The organism is Mycolicibacterium septicum DSM 44393 (assembly GCF_000455325.1).
Taxonomy (GTDB): Bacteria; Actinomycetota; Actinomycetes; order Mycobacteriales; family Mycobacteriaceae; genus Mycobacterium; species Mycobacterium septicum.
In genome coordinates, this window is the sequence record NZ_HG322952.1 from 1,262,218 (window position 1) to 1,278,886 (window position 16,669).

At 68.0% G+C, this 16,669-nt stretch carries 15 protein-coding genes; 9 read left to right on the top strand and 6 right to left on the bottom strand.

Annotation, left to right across the window (positions count from 1 at the left end):
• Positions 1–119 precede the first annotated feature (119 nt).
• Positions 120–608: an inorganic diphosphatase gene (locus TX88_RS25940; RefSeq protein WP_044520911.1), complete on the top strand. Its 489-nt coding sequence runs from the start codon at positions 120–122 to the stop codon at positions 606–608.
• Positions 609–687: 79 nt separating this feature from the next.
• Positions 688–1,203, top strand: coding sequence for a 2-oxo-4-hydroxy-4-carboxy-5-ureidoimidazoline decarboxylase (locus TX88_RS25945; RefSeq protein WP_044522020.1), 516 nt, complete (start codon positions 688–690; stop codon positions 1,201–1,203).
• Positions 1,204–1,210: 7 nt separating this feature from the next.
• On the opposite strand, the gene TX88_RS25950 is transcribed toward TX88_RS25945, so the two are convergent.
• Positions 1,211–1,657 carry a hypothetical protein gene (locus TX88_RS25950; RefSeq protein ID WP_044520913.1) on the bottom strand — a complete coding sequence of 149 codons (447 nt, stop codon included), beginning with the start codon at positions 1,655–1,657 and terminating at the stop codon, positions 1,211–1,213.
• A 133-nt stretch (positions 1,658–1,790) separates the two neighbouring features.
• On the opposite strand from TX88_RS25950, the gene TX88_RS25955 reads away from it, so the two are divergent.
• The 4 genes from TX88_RS25955 to TX88_RS25970 all read left to right on the top strand — a co-directional run bounded on the left by TX88_RS25955 (position 1,791) and on the right by TX88_RS25970 (position 5,142).
• Positions 1,791–2,741 (top strand): 2-hydroxyacid dehydrogenase, encoded by a 951-nt coding sequence (locus tag TX88_RS25955; RefSeq protein WP_044520914.1) that lies wholly within the window; start codon positions 1,791–1,793, stop codon positions 2,739–2,741.
• A 297-nt stretch (positions 2,742–3,038) separates the two neighbouring features.
• Complete coding sequence (locus TX88_RS25960) at positions 3,039–4,220, top strand: EstA family serine hydrolase (RefSeq protein ID WP_044520916.1); 1,182 nt, start codon at positions 3,039–3,041, stop codon at positions 4,218–4,220.
• 82 nt (positions 4,221–4,302) lie between these two features.
• On the top strand, positions 4,303–4,665 hold the full coding sequence (locus tag TX88_RS25965; protein WP_044520918.1) for an STAS domain-containing protein: 363 nt from the start codon (positions 4,303–4,305) through the stop codon (positions 4,663–4,665).
• Positions 4,666–4,698: 33 nt separating this feature from the next.
• Positions 4,699–5,142, top strand: a complete 444-nt coding sequence (locus TX88_RS25970; RefSeq protein WP_044520925.1) for an ATP-binding protein — start codon at positions 4,699–4,701, stop codon at positions 5,140–5,142.
• On the opposite strand, the gene TX88_RS25975 is transcribed toward TX88_RS25970, so the two are convergent.
• From TX88_RS25975 to TX88_RS25995, 5 genes are all read right to left on the bottom strand, one after another.
• Entirely contained in the window at positions 5,115–5,558 is a 444-nt protein-coding gene (locus tag TX88_RS25975) for a response regulator (RefSeq protein WP_044520933.1), read from the bottom strand. The genes TX88_RS25970 and TX88_RS25975 overlap by 28 nt on opposite strands.
• Complete coding sequence (locus tag TX88_RS25980; protein ID WP_044520938.1) at positions 5,555–7,132, bottom strand: sensor histidine kinase; 1,578 nt, start codon at positions 7,130–7,132, stop codon at positions 5,555–5,557. The genes TX88_RS25975 and TX88_RS25980 overlap by 4 nt, the downstream gene beginning before the upstream one ends.
• Positions 7,129–8,340, bottom strand: coding sequence for a PP2C family protein-serine/threonine phosphatase (locus tag TX88_RS25985; protein WP_044520939.1), 1,212 nt, complete (start codon positions 8,338–8,340; stop codon positions 7,129–7,131). The genes TX88_RS25980 and TX88_RS25985 overlap by 4 nt, the downstream gene beginning before the upstream one ends.
• A gap of 126 nt (positions 8,341–8,466) precedes the next feature.
• Positions 8,467–8,865 (bottom strand): hypothetical protein, encoded by a 399-nt coding sequence (locus tag TX88_RS25990; RefSeq protein WP_244438629.1) that lies wholly within the window; start codon positions 8,863–8,865, stop codon positions 8,467–8,469.
• A gap of 63 nt (positions 8,866–8,928) precedes the next feature.
• The gene (locus tag TX88_RS25995) at positions 8,929–9,897 is read right to left on the bottom strand and encodes a TerC family protein (protein ID WP_044522022.1); all 969 of its coding nucleotides are present in this window, start codon (positions 9,895–9,897) and stop codon (positions 8,929–8,931) included.
• A gap of 237 nt (positions 9,898–10,134) precedes the next feature.
• On the opposite strand from TX88_RS25995, the gene TX88_RS26000 reads away from it, so the two are divergent.
• From TX88_RS26000 to TX88_RS26010, 3 genes are read left to right on the top strand one after another with little or no spacing between them, the layout of a single operon-like run.
• A complete protein-coding gene (locus tag TX88_RS26000; protein ID WP_044520941.1) occupies positions 10,135–14,067 on the top strand; it encodes a Pls/PosA family non-ribosomal peptide synthetase in 3,933 nt (1,310 codons plus the stop codon).
• The gene (locus TX88_RS26005) at positions 14,064–15,401 is read left to right on the top strand and encodes a M1 family metallopeptidase (RefSeq protein WP_044520943.1); all 1,338 of its coding nucleotides are present in this window, start codon (positions 14,064–14,066) and stop codon (positions 15,399–15,401) included. The genes TX88_RS26000 and TX88_RS26005 overlap by 4 nt, the downstream gene beginning before the upstream one ends.
• Positions 15,398–16,648, top strand: a complete 1,251-nt coding sequence (locus TX88_RS26010; protein WP_044520944.1) for an MATE family efflux transporter — start codon at positions 15,398–15,400, stop codon at positions 16,646–16,648. Before TX88_RS26005 ends, TX88_RS26010 begins: the two co-directional genes overlap by 4 nt.
• Positions 16,649–16,669 lie beyond the last annotated feature (21 nt).

The window sequence follows — 16,669 nt, forward strand, 5'->3', positions numbered from 1 at the left end:
TGCTCTGCCGGTGGTGGGGACGAGCCACCCGTTTAGGCCAGACTATCGCTCGATTAGGGTTGACCCGCGTCGTCGCCCGACGACCCAAGCCTGACCGCAGATGCGAAGGAGCCGCGACGGTGAAGTTCGACGTCGTCATCGAGATCCCGAAGGGTTCGCGCAACAAGTACGAGGTTGACCACGAGACTGGCCGGGTCAAGCTCGACCGCTACCTCTACACCGCATTCGGCTACCCGGCCGACTACGGGTTCTTCGAGGACACCCTCGGCGAGGACGGCGATCCGCTGGACGCGCTGGTCCTGCTGCCGGAGTCGGTCTTCCCCGGCTGCACCGTCGAGGCCCGCCCGGTCGCGATGTTCAAGATGACCGACGAGGCCGGCGGCGACGACAAGTTGCTGTGTGTGCCCGCCGGGGATCCGCGCTGGGACCACATCCAGGACCTCGGCGACGTGTCGCAGTTCGAACTGGACGCGATCAAGCACTTCTTCGTGCACTACAAGGACCTGGAGCCGGGCAAATTCGTGAAGACCGCCGACTGGGTGGGCCGCGAAGAGGCCGAGGCCGAACTGCAGCGTTCGGTCGAGCGGTTCAAGACCTCCGGGCACTAGATCTGGCGGAGAGTTAGCCTCCCTGTAACACGGGGTAACGCCCCTGTGCTCTGCGCCTTTCATGCTTGACCAGGTGTTGATGCATCAGGGCGTGGGACTTGAGGCGTACAACGCACTGCCCCTGCGGCGTGCGGTGCACGCTGTGTACGAGTGCTGCTACAGCGTGGTGCTGGCCACCGATCTCGCCGGTGGCCGCCCGTTCGCCGACCACGACTCGCTGTTCCGGCAGGCCGACGCCCTGCTGTTCAGCCTCGGTGAGGATTCCATCGACCGCGTGCTGCAGGCCTATCCGCACATCGGCAGGCGACCGCGCAGCCCGAAATCGGTGTGCGAACAGTGCTCGGTGTGGGACGACGATCCCGCGGTGATGACGCAGCTCAACAACGAGGTCCTGCACTACGCCGAGCGGTTCGGTTTCGGCTTCGTGATGTTCGTCGAGGATTGCTGCGCGCACCGGGCCATGGCCGGGATCGTCGACCGGCTGCACAACGACCGCGAGACGGAACGCAAGGTCGTCCGCAACGAGCTGGCCCGCATCAACCGGGCCCGGCTGGAGCGCATGCTCGGCCCCGAGGGCGGCTACTACAACTGGTAGTCCGTCGCTACACGGTGATTTCGCGTGCGGAACCCGGATGTGTGCTGACCGTGACCACCACACGTCCCGGCCCGGTCCACAGAGTGCCGCGGCTGTAGCCCGCGGAGCCGTAGTGCCCGCCCGAGGCCGGGTCGGCCGTCGAGGCGACCGTGATGGACTGCCTGCCCGATGCCCCGGTGTCGCGGTTGCGCCACGTGGTCTCGACATCGAGTGCGCAGGCCGCGGTGCGGTTGTCCGACGAGAAGTGGACCGCGACCGCCACCCCGTTCTCCACCCGGTTGCCCTGCTGCAGCGGCGCGACCATGGCCTCGGCACTGGTGGATCCCGAGCAGCCCGGAAACACCGTGACCTGGGTGTCGTCGAAGTGGGCGTAGCCCGCGGCCGACGCGGGAGACGCGCATACGACTGCCGCGAGGACGGACATTCCGAGCGGTACCGCGATGCCGGCCGACATTGGCTTCCCCTCCCGAATCTCTCGCTCCCCCTGTGACCTATCGAGGCGACGTCGCAGCGTGTTACACACGGTGCCGTATCGTGATGCAGCAGAACCGATTTCATTGCCTACCGGGCACCGACCGAGGACAGCCATGCCCATTTCCACACATCGCGTCCTGCAGATCGGCCCACTGAAGCCGTCACTGGCGGTAACCCTGCGCACCGACTACCAGGCCTACGTCCTGCCCAACGGCGACGAGCGCGGTGCGTTTCTGGCCGAACACGCGGCCGAGATCACGGCGGTGGTGGTCTCGGGCGTCACCCGCGTCGACCCGGATCTGATGGCGGCACTGCCGAATCTGAAAGTGGTGGTGAACTTCGGCGTCGGGTACGACAACATCGACGTGGACGCGGCCGCGGCCCGCGGTATCGGTGTCAGCAACACCCCCGACGTGCTCGACGACTGCGTGGCCGACACCGCGGTGGGCCTGCTCATCGACACCATGCGCCGGTTCTCGGCCGCCGACCGCTACGTGCGGGCCGGCCGCTGGCCGGTGGACGGGAACTATCCACTGACACAACAGGTTTCGGGATCCAACGTCGGCATCCTGGGGCTGGGCCGGATCGGTGGCGCGATCGCCACCCGGCTGACGGGTTTCGGCTGCTCGATCAGCTACCACAGCCGCAGGCAGGTCCCCGACAGCCCGTACCGCTACGTCGACTCGCCGGTCGAGCTGGCCCGCCAGGTCGAGGTGCTGATGGTCGCCGCGGCAGGCGGCGCGGGCACCCGCCACCTCGTCGACCGGGCGGTGCTCGATGCACTGGGGTCCGACGGCTATCTGGTCAACATCTCTCGCGGCACCGTCGTCGACCAGGACGCCCTGGTCGAGGCCCTGACCCACGGCCGGCTGGCCGGCGCTGGGCTGGACGTGTTCGCCGACGAACCGAACGTCCCCGCCGCGTTGACGAAACTGGACAACGTGGTGCTGCTGCCCCATGTCGGCAGCGGCACCGTGGAAACACGGGCAGCCATGGAGGCGCTGGTCCTGGCCAACCTGAACCGGTTTCTGCAATCCGGTCAGCTGGTCACGCCCGTTCGGTGAAGCGCGGCCTTACCGCACGTTGCAGCCGGTCCCCATGTTGTGGCAGTGCACGCCGGAACTGCACGACCCGCAACTACACCCGCAGGCGACCTTGGACTGCGGCCTCACCGCGGGCTGTGGCGGATAGAAAACATCGACGTCCCGGTCTCGACGCGGGCGATCACGACGCGGCATGAGTATCTCCCCTCGCTGACTTCGGTCTATATGGGAAGGCTATGCCCCGGGCGCGCGGGTGGTGGCAGATTCACCTGCCTCAATCACGCCCGTGACGGGTATCGGTGCGTCCATGATGTGCCGATGGATGACCTCGTGCACGGCCACTGTGACGACCGCTTTCACGCAATACGCGACGCCCTGGCAGACGCGATCGCCGCCGGAGAGGAAACCGGTGCCGCCATCGCGATCGACATCGACGGTGTACTCGTCGCCGACATGTGGGGCGGGCACGCCGACGCCGCGCGTACCCGAACATGGGACGCCGACACCATCGTCAACGTCTTCTCGTCCACCAAGACCGTTACGGCACTGGCCGGGCTCATGCTGATCGACCGCGGACTGATCACCGCCGACGCCCGGGTCGCCGATCACTGGCCCGAGTTCGCGGCAAACGGCAAGCAGGACATCGAGTTCCGTCATCTGTTGACGCACAGCTCCGGCTTGTCGGGATGGGACCAGCCGTTCACCATCGAGGAAAGCTACGACTGGGAGAAGTCCACCGCCGCGCTGGCCGCCCAGGCACCGTGGTGGGAGCCGGGTACCGCGTCGGGGTATCACGCCCTGACCCACGGGCACCTCATCGGCGAGGTGGTGCGCCGGGTCACCGGCAAGTCGCTCAAAGAATTCGTCCGCGAAGAGATATCGGGGCCGCTGGGCGCCGACTTCCAGATCGGGGCCGGCCCCGGGGACGCGCACCGCATCGCCGAGATCATCCCGTCCGACGAACCGCTCGATCTGCCGTTGGACCAACTGTCCGAGATCGCGCTCAAGACGTTCACGGGGACGCCGTCACCGGCCATCGCGAACAGCCCCGCCTGGCGCGCCGCCGACATCGGTGCGGCCAACGGACACGGCAACGCGCGATCGCTGGCCCGGATCCTCTCGGCAATCTCGTTGGGCGGCACGGTGGACGGGGTGCAGCTGCTGCGGCCGGAGACCGTCGAGTCGATCTTCGAGCTTCAGCTGGACGGCCCCGATGTGGTGCTGCTCGGGCACCCGCTGCGCTGGGGACTGGGATTCGGTCTGCCGCAGACGCAGACCGTGTCCTATGTGCCCGACGGCAAGATCTGCTTCTGGGGCGGCTGGGGCGGTTCCTGGGAGACCTGCAACCCCGATCACCGCGCCACGTTCGCCTACGTGATGAACAAGATGGGGCCGGGCGTCGAAGGCTCCGCGCGCACCGCCCGCTATCTCAACCTGTTCTACGAGGCTCTGGCTGACAAGGCGAATCGGCGGCCTGCCGGGTGGGCTGCAACCTGCTGATGGGGCTACCAACGTTAGTATTTGTCGACGCGTCCTTGGATACCGTCTCCATAGGCGCACGAATCACGTCGGAGGTAACCGGATGACCAGCCAACCGGACCCGGCAGGCTGCTCAGTAAAAGAGAGCCGTGTCGGTCAGGTCAGTGTGGTGACAGTGGCCGGAACGGTCGACATGCTCACCGCGCCCCAGCTCGAAGAGGCGATCAACTCCGCCGTAAAGAGCTCAGCCCCGGCCATCGTTGTCGATATGAGCGCCGTGGAGTTCCTGGCCTCGGCCGGGATGGGCGTCTTGGTGGCGGCACGGGAACAACTCGGAGACACCGCGCGGTTCGCGGTTGTCGCCGACGGGCCGGCCACCAGTCGACCGCTCAAACTGGTCGGGATCGCCGAGGTCGTTGATCTGTTTGCGACACTCGACGAGGCATTGGCCGCATTGAAGACATAACGCCGGCGACTACGGGGTAGCCATTAGGTCGACATGACACACGCAGGCCAGTCAGCTCAGTTCGCCAAGGACGTGACGGCCGCACCGGAAGTTGCGGCCCAGATACGCCGTGAGTTCTCCAGTTGGCTGAGCACGCATCTCACGCTCGACCCGACCAAGGCCAGTGATGTGGTGCTGGCCGTGAACGAGGCGCTGGCCAATGCCGCCGAGTTCGCCTACGTGAATGCCCAAGCGCCCGGGGTGATGCATGTGCGCGCCGATTACGACGGGGACACGGCGGTACTCACCGTCACCGTCGCCGACGAGGGTGTCTGGCGCATCGACGAGACCGGCCACAAGAACCCGGCCCGCGGGCGGGGGATCCCGTTGATGCGCGCTCTCACCGATCACGCCGTGATCGACTCGAACCACACCGGTACCGAAGTCCGCCTGCAATGGCGCCACATCGATCAGGACTGCGGAAGCCGCACCACCTGAACGAAGAACTCGTCGATCTGACGGACCGCGCTCATGAACTGGTCCAGGTCAACGGGTTTGGTCACATAGGCGTTCGCGTGCAGCTTGTAGCTGCGAAGGATGTCCTCCTCGGCCGAGGAAGTGGTCAGCACCACGATGGGGATGTAACACAGGTCCGAGTCGGACTTGATCTTCTCCAGCAACTGCCTGCCGTCGTATTTCGGCAGGTTCAGATCGAGCAGGATCAGATCCGGGCGCGGCGCGCCTTCGAAGGCGCCACGCCGATAGAGAAAGTCCAGGCCTTCCTCGCCGTCACGAGCGACGTGCAAGTTGTTCTTGATCTTGTTGTGCTCGAAGGCTTCCCGGGTGATGAGCTCGTCACCGGGATCATCCTCGACCAACAGGATGTCAATGGCTCGGTTGACCGATGAGGTCACTGTGGAGTTCCTTCCAACTGGGGTTCAGGCACGACGTCGGGGACGGTCGTGGGTGTCTCGGGCAGGGTGAACATGAACCGGGTGCCGGGCGAGTACGACGTGTCGATCCAGATGGATCCGCCGTGGTGTTCGACGATCTTCTTGCACAGCGCGAGTCCGATGCCAGTGCCGCTGAAGGCATCGCGTCCGTGCAGGCGTTGGAATATCACGAACACCTTGTCCACGAACTCCTCGCCGATGCCGATCCCATTGTCCGAAACACTGAATACCCAGTTTTCGGCCAGTTCACCGGTACCGGGCCGGCAGTCGATGACGATCCGGGGCACAACCCCCTCGCGACGGAACTTCACGGCGTTGCCGATCAGGTTCTGCCACAGCATGGCCATCAGCGTGGGATCACCGTCTATCTGCGGCAACGGCTCATCCGGTCGTTCGATCTCGGCGCCCGACTCCCCGACCGCCGTCGCCAGGTTCTTCAACGCGCTGTCGAGTGCCTCGTCGAGGTTCACCTCGGTATGGGTGGCGTTGAGCCGGCCCACCCGCGAGAACGTCAGCAGGTCGTTGATCAGTGATTGCATGCGCTTGGCGCCGTCGACGGCGAAGCCGATGTACTCGAGTCCCCGCTCGTCCAGTTTGTCGCTGTAGCGCTTCTCCAGCAGCTGACAGAACGAAGCGACCTTCCGCAACGGCTCCTGGAGATCATGCGATGCGACGTATGCGAACTGCTCCAGTTCGGCATTGGAACGGCGCAACTCCTCGGCCTGCTGATCGACGGCCTCCTGGGCAGACCTCGACGCATCGAGTTCGTCGACAACCCGCTGCCGCATATCCTCGACGTCGGCCGCGATGGCCCGAATATCCTTGGGTCCCTGTGGAACGATGCGTTCGGAGAAGTTCCCCTCGGTGATCCGGCGACACGAGGCCGCCAACGCGGCAAGTGGTCGGGTGACGGCACTGCGCACCAGCACCGTCAACAACACCGCCATGGTGAAGAAGGCCGCGATCATCGCGATCACCACGCCGTCGCGCCAGGCCCGAACGTGGCCCAGCTCATCGACGCTGGCCTGCCTGGCCTGACTGAGGTCGGTGTTCTGCACATCGAAAAGCCCACGCAGGCCGTCGAATTCCTTCTTGCCGCGATCCGCGGAACGGGTGTCGACGACTGCGGGCCGGCCGACCTGAACGCCGGCGACGAGCGGCTCCGCATAGTTGGCCCGCCATGCCGCCGCTGCCGTTTCGATCGAGTCCAGATCGGCCAGGAGATCGTCGTGGCCGGCCAGGTAGCCGCGGATGTCCGCTGCCGCCGCCGCTTCGGCGCTCTGCCCGTCGCTGTAGGGCTCCAGGAAACGCGGGTCGGCGGCAATGGCGTATCCACGCACGGCCGTCTCCTGGTCCCGCAGGGCGGCCTGCAGTTGGTACGCCGCAACCCGAGCGGGCTGAATGTTGTCGATCAGCTCTCGCGATACGGCGTCGGTGCGGCTCACCAGCGCGATGCCGGCGACCGCACCGGTCAGCACGATCACACACATCACCGACACCAGCAGGTTCTGCCAGCCTTGCACCGTGAGCTTCATACCGGTGAACGCTCCACTCTGATCAGCGCGATGTCATCGCTGAGACCGCCGTGCGGACGCGCGCGGGATTCGACGTCGCCGATCAGTGCATCGACGAAGTCGCGTCCGGGCAGCTCTGCCAGCGACTTCGCGAGTTCGAGCAGGCCGTCTTCGCCGAGACGTTCGCCGCCGGGGCCCGCGTGCCCCTCGAACAATCCGTCGGTGAGCAGTACCAGACCGTGTCCTTCGGGCAATGCCAGCCGGTTGACCGGCCACTCCTTGGCCCCCAGGCCGAGCGCGGAGCCCGCGGTGGGCTCGATCCATCGCACGGTTTTGCCGCCGTGTAGCAGCAGACCCGGATGTCCGGCACGGACCACGTCGTACTGCCCGCTGTCGGGATCGAGCGCCACGCTGAGCAGGGTCGCGAAGATTCCCGGTCCGTGGCGCTCGGTGGTCAGGATGCGGTCGAGCTGGCGCATCCGCTCGTTGCCCCGCAACCCGGCGAACGTGAGTGCGCGCCAACCGATCCGCAGAGCCACGCCGAGGGCGGCCTCGTCGGGGCCGTGTCCGGCGACGTCGCCCATCATCACGTGCACGGTCCGGTCGGGGGTCTGCACGATGTCGTAGAAGTCTCCGCCCAGCAGGGCATCCCGACGGCTGGGCAGAGACTTGGTGACGACCTCCACACCCGGATCGTCCAGGAGCAACGCCGAGGGCAGCAGGCCGCGCTCGAGACGAGCGTTCTCCTGTTCCCGCAGCCGGCTGGCGTGCAGGTCCACCGCCGTCAGCTCGGCGCGCTTGCGCTCGATGGCGTACACCAACGCACGTCGCAGCATCTCCGGATCGACGCGTCCCTTGACGAGGTAGTCCTGTGCGCCCGAGGCCACCGCGGATACGCCGAAATGCTCGTCGTTGAGACCGGTGAGCACTATGACCGGAATGGCAGGGTCCAGCCTGCCCAGCCGGTGCAGCGCATCAATCCCCTGCGCGTCGGGCAGATTCAGGTCGAGCAGTACGCAGTCAGGGCGGTCATCGACCAGCACGCGTTCGGCGGCTGCCATGGACTGCACCCAGACCAGGTCGATGTCAGCGGTGTCGGCCAGATCGGCGATCTGCTCTTCGACCAGCAGTGCGTCGCCACGGTCGTCCTCGACCAGCAACAGCGACAATCGCCGGCCCAGAGCGGGACCGGCGAGTGTGGCAGAGGGATACGGCTGCTCCGCGCGCATGGGATCACGTCCTTCACTCACTGAGGCCGCCCGGTCGCGCTGACCTCTGCATTAGTGACGACGTGGTCGAGAGTACCTAGACGCGGGCGTCAATTCCCCGGCAGTCGACCAAATAGGGGCCCCGGATCAGGAAGCCCGGGCCTGCGAGCGCGGCTCCAGCCTGCGCAGTACGTCGCCGCCCAGAACCCGCGCATCCTGGCCCGGCGTGGCCGGGATGAGGGTGACGCCGTCGGCGACCTCGGCGGCCTCGATGTCGGCGATCAGACCGGTGAGGCCGTCGACCGTCCCGACGTACCGCACCTCGGCCTCGGGGCCGGCGACCGTCAGGCTGCAACGCGCCGAGCGGTAGTCCCCGGCCACCGCGACGGTGACATCGAGGATCACCGATAGGGTCTCGTCCTCGGACTTGAGACCGGACCGGATCCGGCGCGCCTGGGCCAGGTCGGACGCAGAGATGCGCGCCGTCGGCTCGTCGCCGTCGGTCAGCTCGGTCCAGGTCTCGGCGTCCGCCACGAATATCCGCACCCCGTCACGCTAAGTGCAAATACCGCACCTGCACAGAGTTACGTTCAGGCGGAATGCAAGGAACTAACGCGCGTCCCGCACCCGCGTCTTGTACAGACTCGCGGCGGTGGTGATGGCCAGCGTCACCACGATCACGCCGAGGCTGGCCAGGGTCGGGATCTCCGGGACGTGCACCGGCTCACCGCCGTTGATGAACGGCAGTTCGTTCTCGTGCAGTGCGTGCAGCACCAGCTTGACGCCGATGAAGGCCAGGATGAACGCCAGTCCCTGGGACAGGTAGACGAGCCGCTTGAGCAGGTCACCGAGCAGGAAGTACAGCTGCCGCAGGCCCATCAGGGCGAACACGTTGGCGGTGAACACCAGGTAGGGCTCCTGGGTCAGCCCGTAGATCGCCGGGATCGAGTCCAGCGCGAACAGCAGGTCGGTGGTGCCCAGCGCGACGATCACCAGGAACATCGGCGTCATCAGCCGCTTGCCGTTCTCGTGCACCCACAGCTTCAGGCCGTCCCACTGGTCCGTGGTGCGCAGGTGCTTGCGGGCGAAGCGCACCACGCCGTTGTCGCCGTCGTCGTCGTGGTCGGTGTCACGGACCAGGTTGATCGCGGTGTACACCAGGAATGCGCCGAAGATGTAGAACACCCAGGAGAACTCGTTGATGGCCACCGCGCCGAGCGCGATGAAGACGCCGCGGAAGATCAGCGCCAGGATGATGCCGACCAGCAGGGCCTGCTGTTGATAGACCCTCGGCACCTTGAAGCTGGCCATGATGATCAAGAAGATGAACAGGTTGTCGACCGACAGGCTGTATTCGGTGAGCCATCCGGCGAAGAACTCCAGCCCGAACTGGCTGCCGTGGAAGTACCAGACCCATACGCCGAAGGCCACCGCCATGCCGATGTAGATCGACAGGTACGTCGCGGTCTCACGGGTGGTGGGTTCGTGCGGGCGCCGCCCGATCACGATGACGTCGAACAGCAGAACGGCGATCGTCACTGCGAGGGTGACAATCCATTCCAGCTGGGTTACCTGCATCAAAAATCCTCCGGTCGTCAAAACGCCGGAGGTCTCTTCCACCGGAAACGCGCACCGGTCCGCGACACCGATCGATCATTGACGACCGACGTGATGACGACATCGCAGCGAAGGAATACTCCCCTCCGCCGACCAGTCTGCCTGACGGATCCCACGAACCGAAATCGAACCGGCACGCCGGGCCGACCCGCCGTGCGCCACTGGGCCGTCGCGGCAGCGGCTTAGTAGTTTGTACTCGTGACAGCTCCCGCCGGTCCGCACGAGATTCCTCCGCAGTACGTGCTATCCCCACTGGCCCCCGAGCCGCGCACGCTCGTCGACATCCTGCACGACACGGCCCGGCGTTTTCCCGACGCGCCCGCCCTCGACGACGGCGCCGTCCAGCTGACCTATGCCGAGCTGATCGCCGACGTCGCCGACAGCGTCGCCTGGCTGGCGGCGCGCGGTATCGGCCGCGGCGACCGGCTCGGAATCCGGATGCCCTCGGGCAGCTACGCGCTGTACGTGGCGATCCTGTCGGTGCTGGCCTGCGGTGCGGCCTACGTCCCGGTCGACGCCGACGACCCCGACGAGCGGGCCGAGCTGGTGTTCGGCGAGGCCAACGTGGTCGGCGTGATCACCGAGGCCGGCCTGGTGCGCGGGCCCGGTTCGTCGCGTGGCTGGCGGGCCGCCGAGCCGCTGGGTCGCGACGACGCCTGGATCATCTTCACCTCGGGATCGACGGGCACCCCGAAAGGTGTCGCGGTCACCCATCGCAGCGCCGCGGCGTTCGTCGACGCCGAAGCACGAATGTTCCTGCAGGACAACCCGATCGGTCCGGGCGACCGGGTGCTGGCCGGACTGTCGGTCGCCTTCGACGCCTCCTGCGAGGAGATGTGGCTGGCCTGGCGGCACGGCGCCTGCCTGGTGCCCGCGCCACGGTCGCTGGTGCGCAGCGGCATGGACCTGGGCCCATGGCTGGTCTCGCGGGACATCACCGTCGTCTCCACGGTGCCGACCCTGGCGGCCCTGTGGCCGGCCGAGGCACTGGAAGCGGTGCGGCTCTTGATCTTCGGGGGCGAGGCCTGCCCGCCCGAGCTGGCGGCCCGGCTCGCGGTGGACGGTCGCGAGGTGTGGAACACCTACGGTCCCACCGAGGCGACCGTCGTGGCCTGTGCCGCTCCGCTGGACGGCCAGGGACCGGTCAGCATCGGCCTGCCGCTGGCCGGCTGGGACCTGGCGGTGGTGGACAAAGACGGCCTGCCGGTGGCGATCGGCGGCGTCGGCGAGCTCGTGATCGGCGGAGTGGGTCTGGCCCGCTACCTCGACCCCGACAAGGACGCCGAGAAGTACGCGCCCATGCCGACGCTGGGCTGGAACCGCGCCTACCGCAGCGGCGACCTGGTGCGCCTGGAGGCCGACGGCCTGTACTTCCAGGGCCGCGCAGACGATCAGGTCAAGGTCGGCGGCCGTCGCATCGAACTGGGCGAGGTCGACAACGCGCTCGTGCACCTGCCCGGCGTCAGTGGCGGCGCGGCCGCGGTGCGCAAGACCGCCAGTGGCACCCCGCTGCTGGTCGGATACATCGCCAGCACGGACCCGGATTTCGACCTGGCCGCCGCCCGGACCGCACTGTCGGAGTCGCTGCCGGCCGCCCTGGTGCCCCGGCTGGTGCTGCTCGACGAACTCCCCACCCGCACGTCGGGCAAGGTGGACCGCAACGCGCTGCCGTGGCCGCCGCCGGGAGACGCCGATCAGGACGCCCCGCAGCTCGACGGCACCATGGGCTGGCTGGCCGGGCTGTGGCGCGACGTGCTCGGCACGCCCGTCGAAGGGCCGGAGGCCGATTTCATCGCGCTGGGCGGCGGTTCACTGTCGGCCGCGCAGTTGGTCGCGGCACTGCGCCAGCGCTACCCGCTGGTGACCGTCGCCGACCTCTACGACCATCCTCGGCTCGGCTCGCTGGCCGGCTATCTCGACGAGCTCAAGGCGCCGCCGCAGATCCAGATCCGCGAGGTCAAACCGACGCCGCTGCTCACCCAGGCCGCACAGGTCGCGTTGTCGCTGCCGTTGGCCACCCTCACCGCCATGCAATGGGTGGTCTGGCTGGCGCTGCTGAACAACGTGGCCGCCCAGACCGGGATCGTGTCGTGGGCGCATCCGCTCAGCTGGTGGTGGGTGCTGGCCGGATTCCTGCTGTTCGTCACTCCCCTCGGCCGCATGGGCATCGCGGTGCTGTTCGCCCGGATGCTGCTGAGCGGACTCGAGCCCGGCACCTACCGCCGCGGCGGGCCGGTCCACCTGCGGGTCTGGATCGCCGAGCGGTTGGCCGATGCCAGCGGCGCGGAGAACCTGGCCGGTGCACCGTGGATGGTCTATTACGCCCGCGCCCTGGGCAACAGCGTCGGCAAGGGCGTCGACATGCACTCGGCCCCACCGGTCACCGGAATGCTCAAGATCGGCCACCGCGCCTCCGTCGAGCCCGAGGTGGACCTGACCGGGCACTGGATCGACGGCGACCTGTTCCACGTCGGGCCGGTGTCGATCGGCAACGACGCCACGATCGGTGCCCGCACCACCCTGCTGCCCGGCGCGAGCGTCGGCAAGAACGCCGACGTCGCCCCCGGATCGGCCGTGATCGGCAAGGTCAAGAACGGTCAGTTCTGGAAGGGCTCGCCCGCCGTGAAATCCGGCAAGGCCCGCCACCCCTGGCCCGACCACCGGCCCGGACGCGCCCCGGTGTGGGTCGCGGTCTACGGCGTGTCCTCGCTGCTGCTGGCCGGCCTGCCGCTGCTGGCCCTGGCCGCGGGCCTGGCGGTGATCGTCTGGGGCGTGCACGACACCGCCTCACCGGCCGACGCCCTGCTGCCCGCGCTCGCGTGGACCCCGGCCGCGGCAGCGGTCGCCCTGGTGACCTACGCCGCGCTGACCGTCATCGGAGTCCGCATCCTGTCGGTGCGGCTCTCGGAGGGCTACCACCCCGTGCGCAGCCGGGTGGGCTGGCAGCTGTGGACCACAGAACGCCTGATGGACGCGGCCCGCAACTACCTGTTCCCGATCTACGCCAGCCTGCTCACCCCGTGGTGGCTGCGGCTGCTCGGCGCGAAAGTCGGTAAGGACACCGAGATCTCGACCGCCCTGTTCACCCCCAAGTTCACCGAGGTGCAGGACGGCGCATTCCTGGCCGACGACACCATGGTGGCGTCCTACGAACTGGGCGGCGGCTGGATCCACGTCGCCAAGGCCACCATCGGCAAGCGTGCCTTCCTCGGCAACTCCGGCATCACCCAGCCGGGCCGCAAGGTGCCCGACGACGGCCTGGTGGCGGTGCTGTCGGCCGCGCCGCACAAGGCCAAGGCCGGCTCGTCCTGGCTGGGCAGCCCGCCGGTTCGGCTGCGCCGCAACGCCACCGAGGCCGATGCGCTGCGTACCTTCCATCCGTCGGTCCGGCTCAAGATCATGCGCTCGGCGGTCGAGACCTGCCGGCTGATCCCGGTGATCGTCACCTTCGCGATCGGCGTCGGCGTGCTGGGCGCGATACAGGCGGTGACGATGCGGTTCGGCTTCCTGTGGGCCGCACTGTCGGGAGGTGTCGTGCTGCTGATCGCCGGCCTGGTGGCCGGAACCATCGCGGTGATCGCGAAGTGGTTGGTGGTCGGCCGGATTCGCGCGGTCGAACATCCGCTGTGGTCGTCGTTCGTGTGGCGCAACGAGGTGTCGGACACCTTCGTCGAAACCGTCGCCGCACCCTGGTTCGCCCGGGCCGCCAGTGGCACCCCGGTGATGAACCTGTGGCTGCGCGGCTTGGGCGCCTCGATCGGCCGCGGCGTGTGGTGCGAAACCTACTGGCTGCCCGAAGCCGATCTGGTGGCGCTGGACACCGCCGCCACCGTCAACCGCGGCTGCGTCGTGCAGACGCACCTGTTCCACGACCGCATCATGCGGTTGGACAGCGTTGTGCTCGAAGAAGGTTCGACGCTGGGGCCGCACTGCGTGGCGCTGCCCGCGGCGCGGCTGGGTGCCGGCGCCACGGTCGGCCCGGGCTCGCTGGTGATGCGCGGTGACGAGGTGCCGCCGTCGACGCGCTGGCAGGGCAACCCGATCGCGCCGTGGAACATGTTCGGCAAGAAGCGAGCGGCCGAAAAGTCCGCCGAAAAGTCCGCCAAGAAGACAGAAGACCCCGCCGCGTGACCCGATCGAAGAAGGCTGCAAAGAAATTGGCGCCCCCACCCGTCATCGACCCGTATCTGCCGCGCAACGGCAACTTCGGGTACCGGGTGTCGCGCTACGAACTCGACCTCGAGTACAAGGTGGCGATCAACCGGCTGGCGGGGACGGCCACGATCACCGCGGTGACCTTGGCCGCGCTGCGCACCTTCACCCTCGACCTGTCCGACGCCCTGGCGGTGTCGCGGGTGTCGGTGAACGGCCGCCGCCCGGCCCAGTACCGATGTTCGGGCGGGAAGTTGTCGATCACCCTGTCCTCGGCATTGCCGGCCGGGGCCGCGATGACCGTCGTCGTCCGCTACAGCGGAACCCCGCGCCCCATCGAGTCCTATTGGGGTGACGTCGGTTTCGAAGAACTGTCGAACGGGGCCCTGGTGGCCGGCCAGCCCAACGGGGCGGCTTCCTGGTTCCCGTGCGACGACCATCCCAGCTCGAAGGCGAGCTACCGGATCCAGATCAGCACCGACAGCCCCTACTACGCCCTTGCCAACGGTGAGTTGATCTCTCGCAAGGCGCGCGCCGGGCACACCGTGTGGACCTACGAGCAGGCCGAACCGACGTCGAGCTACCTGATCACCCTGCAGATCGGCCAGTACGAGAGCCAGCGTCTGACCAAGACCCCGGTGCCGATGCACGCCGTGCTGCCGGCCCGGTTGCGCCGCGAGTTCGACCACGACTTCGAGCACCAGCCGCAGATGATGAAGCTGTTCATCAAGCTGTTCGGCCCGTACCCGCTCTCCAGTGGCTACACCGTGGTCGTCACCGACGACGATCTCGAGATTCCGCTGGAGGCCCAGGGCATCTCGATCTTCGGGGCCAACCACTGCGACGGGCACCGCGGCGCCGAACGGCTCATCGCCCACGAACTGGCCCACCAGTGGTTCGGCAATTCGGTGACGGCGCGGCGCTGGCGCGACATCTGGCTGCACGAGGGTTTCGCCTGCTACGCGGAATGGCTGTGGTCCGAGCACGCCGGCGGCCACACCGCCGCGGAGTGGGCCGAGCACTATCACGAGCGCCTGCGCGACAAGCCCCAGGATCTCCTGCTGTCCGATCCCGGGCCGGAGGACATGTTCGACGACCGGGTCTACAAGCGCGGCGCCTTGACCCTGCACGCCCTGCGCACCCGGATCGGTGACCGGAATTTCTTTGCGCTGCTGAGGGATTGGACGGCCCGCTACCGGCACAGCACGGCGTTCACCGACGACTTCACCGGGCTGGCCGCCGGCTACACCGACGAGCCGCTGCAACCGCTGTGGCAGGCCTGGCTGTATTCCAAAGAGCTGCCGGACCTGTGACCGACGCCGGCGGCGCCCCCGCCACAGGACCCATCACGCGCAGCAGCGTCGCCCGCGTCGGTCTGGCGACGGCGATCAGCGCGTTGTGCGGTTACGCCGTGCTGTACCTGGCCGCGCGCGATCTCGAGCCCGCCGGCTTCTCGGTCTTCAGCGTGTTCTGGGGCGCGTTCGGCCTGGTGACCGGGGCCGCCAACGGTCTGTTGCAGGAGGCCACCCGCGAGGTCCGCTCGTCTCGGCACCGGGATCTCAGCGGCGGGCCCACCACCCACCCGATGCGGATCGCCGGGCTGGTCGGCATCGCCGCGGCCGTGGTGATCGCGGTCAGCTCACCGCTGTGGAGCTCGCACGTGTTCGTCGAGTCACGGGCCCTGAGCGTGGTGCTGCTGAGCGTCGGGCTGGCCGGATTCTGTCTGCACGCGACACTGCTCGGGATGCTCGCCGGGGTGAACCGCTGGACCGAGTACGGGGCCCTGATGGTCACCGACGCAGGCATCCGGGTGGCCGTCGCCGCAGCGACGTTCGTGCTCGGCTGGGGGCTGGCGGGGTTCCTGTGGGCCACCGTGGCCGGGGCGGTGGCCTGGCTGATCATGCTGATCGCGGCACCCGCCGCGCGCCTGGCGGCTGGGCTGCTGACCGCGGGCAGTCCCGCGACGTTCCTGCGCGGGGCCGCGCATTCGATCGCCGCGGCCGGCGCCAGCGCGGTCCTGGTGATGGGCTTCCCGGTGCTGCTCAAGGCCACCTCGGGTGATCTGGGTGCGGCCGGTGGTGTGGTGATCCTGGCCGTGACCCTGACCCGGGCTCCGCTGCTGGTTCCGCTCACCGCGATGCAGGGCAATCTGATCGCGCACTTCGTCGACCAGCGCGACAAACGGCTGCGGGCGCTGCTGGCCCCGGCTGCCGCAGTGGCCGCACTGGGTGCGGTGGGCGTGGCTGCCGCCGGACTGCTGGGGCCCTGGCTGCTGCGGGTGGGGTTCGGCGACGAGTACCGGGCCGGCGGCGCCCTGCTGGCCTGGTTGACCGCGGCCGCCGTCGCCATCGCGATGCTCACCCTGACCGGCGCCGCGACCGTCGCTGCCGCCCTGCACCGGGCCTACGCGCTGGGCTGGATCATCGCCACGGTCGCCGCGGTGGCCCTGCTGTTGCTGCCGCTCGGATTGGAGGAGCGCACCATCATCGCGCTGCTGTGCGGACCGCTGGTGGGAATCGCGGTTCACCTGGGCGCGCTGGCGAAGCTGGCTCTCAAATGACCGTGTAGTTTGGTGCCCATC

Coding starts and splice junctions, on each gene's coding strand:
- TX88_RS25970 (WP_044520925.1), top strand. CDS start 4,699: ATGACACACGCAGGCCAGTCAGCTCAGTTCGCCAAGGACGTGACGGCC.
- TX88_RS25960 (WP_044520916.1), top strand. CDS start 3,039: ATGGATGACCTCGTGCACGGCCACTGTGACGACCGCTTTCACGCAATA.
- TX88_RS25950 (WP_044520913.1), bottom strand. CDS start 1,657: ATGTCGGCCGGCATCGCGGTACCGCTCGGAATGTCCGTCCTCGCGGCA.
- TX88_RS25985 (WP_044520939.1), bottom strand. CDS start 8,340: ATGCGCGCGGAGCAGCCGTATCCCTCTGCCACACTCGCCGGTCCCGCT.
- TX88_RS25955 (WP_044520914.1), top strand. CDS start 1,791: ATGCCCATTTCCACACATCGCGTCCTGCAGATCGGCCCACTGAAGCCG.
- TX88_RS25945 (WP_044522020.1), top strand. CDS start 688: ATGCATCAGGGCGTGGGACTTGAGGCGTACAACGCACTGCCCCTGCGG.
- TX88_RS25965 (WP_044520918.1), top strand. CDS start 4,303: ATGACCAGCCAACCGGACCCGGCAGGCTGCTCAGTAAAAGAGAGCCGT.
- TX88_RS25995 (WP_044522022.1), bottom strand. CDS start 9,897: ATGCAGGTAACCCAGCTGGAATGGATTGTCACCCTCGCAGTGACGATC.
- TX88_RS25980 (WP_044520938.1), bottom strand. CDS start 7,132: ATGAAGCTCACGGTGCAAGGCTGGCAGAACCTGCTGGTGTCGGTGATG.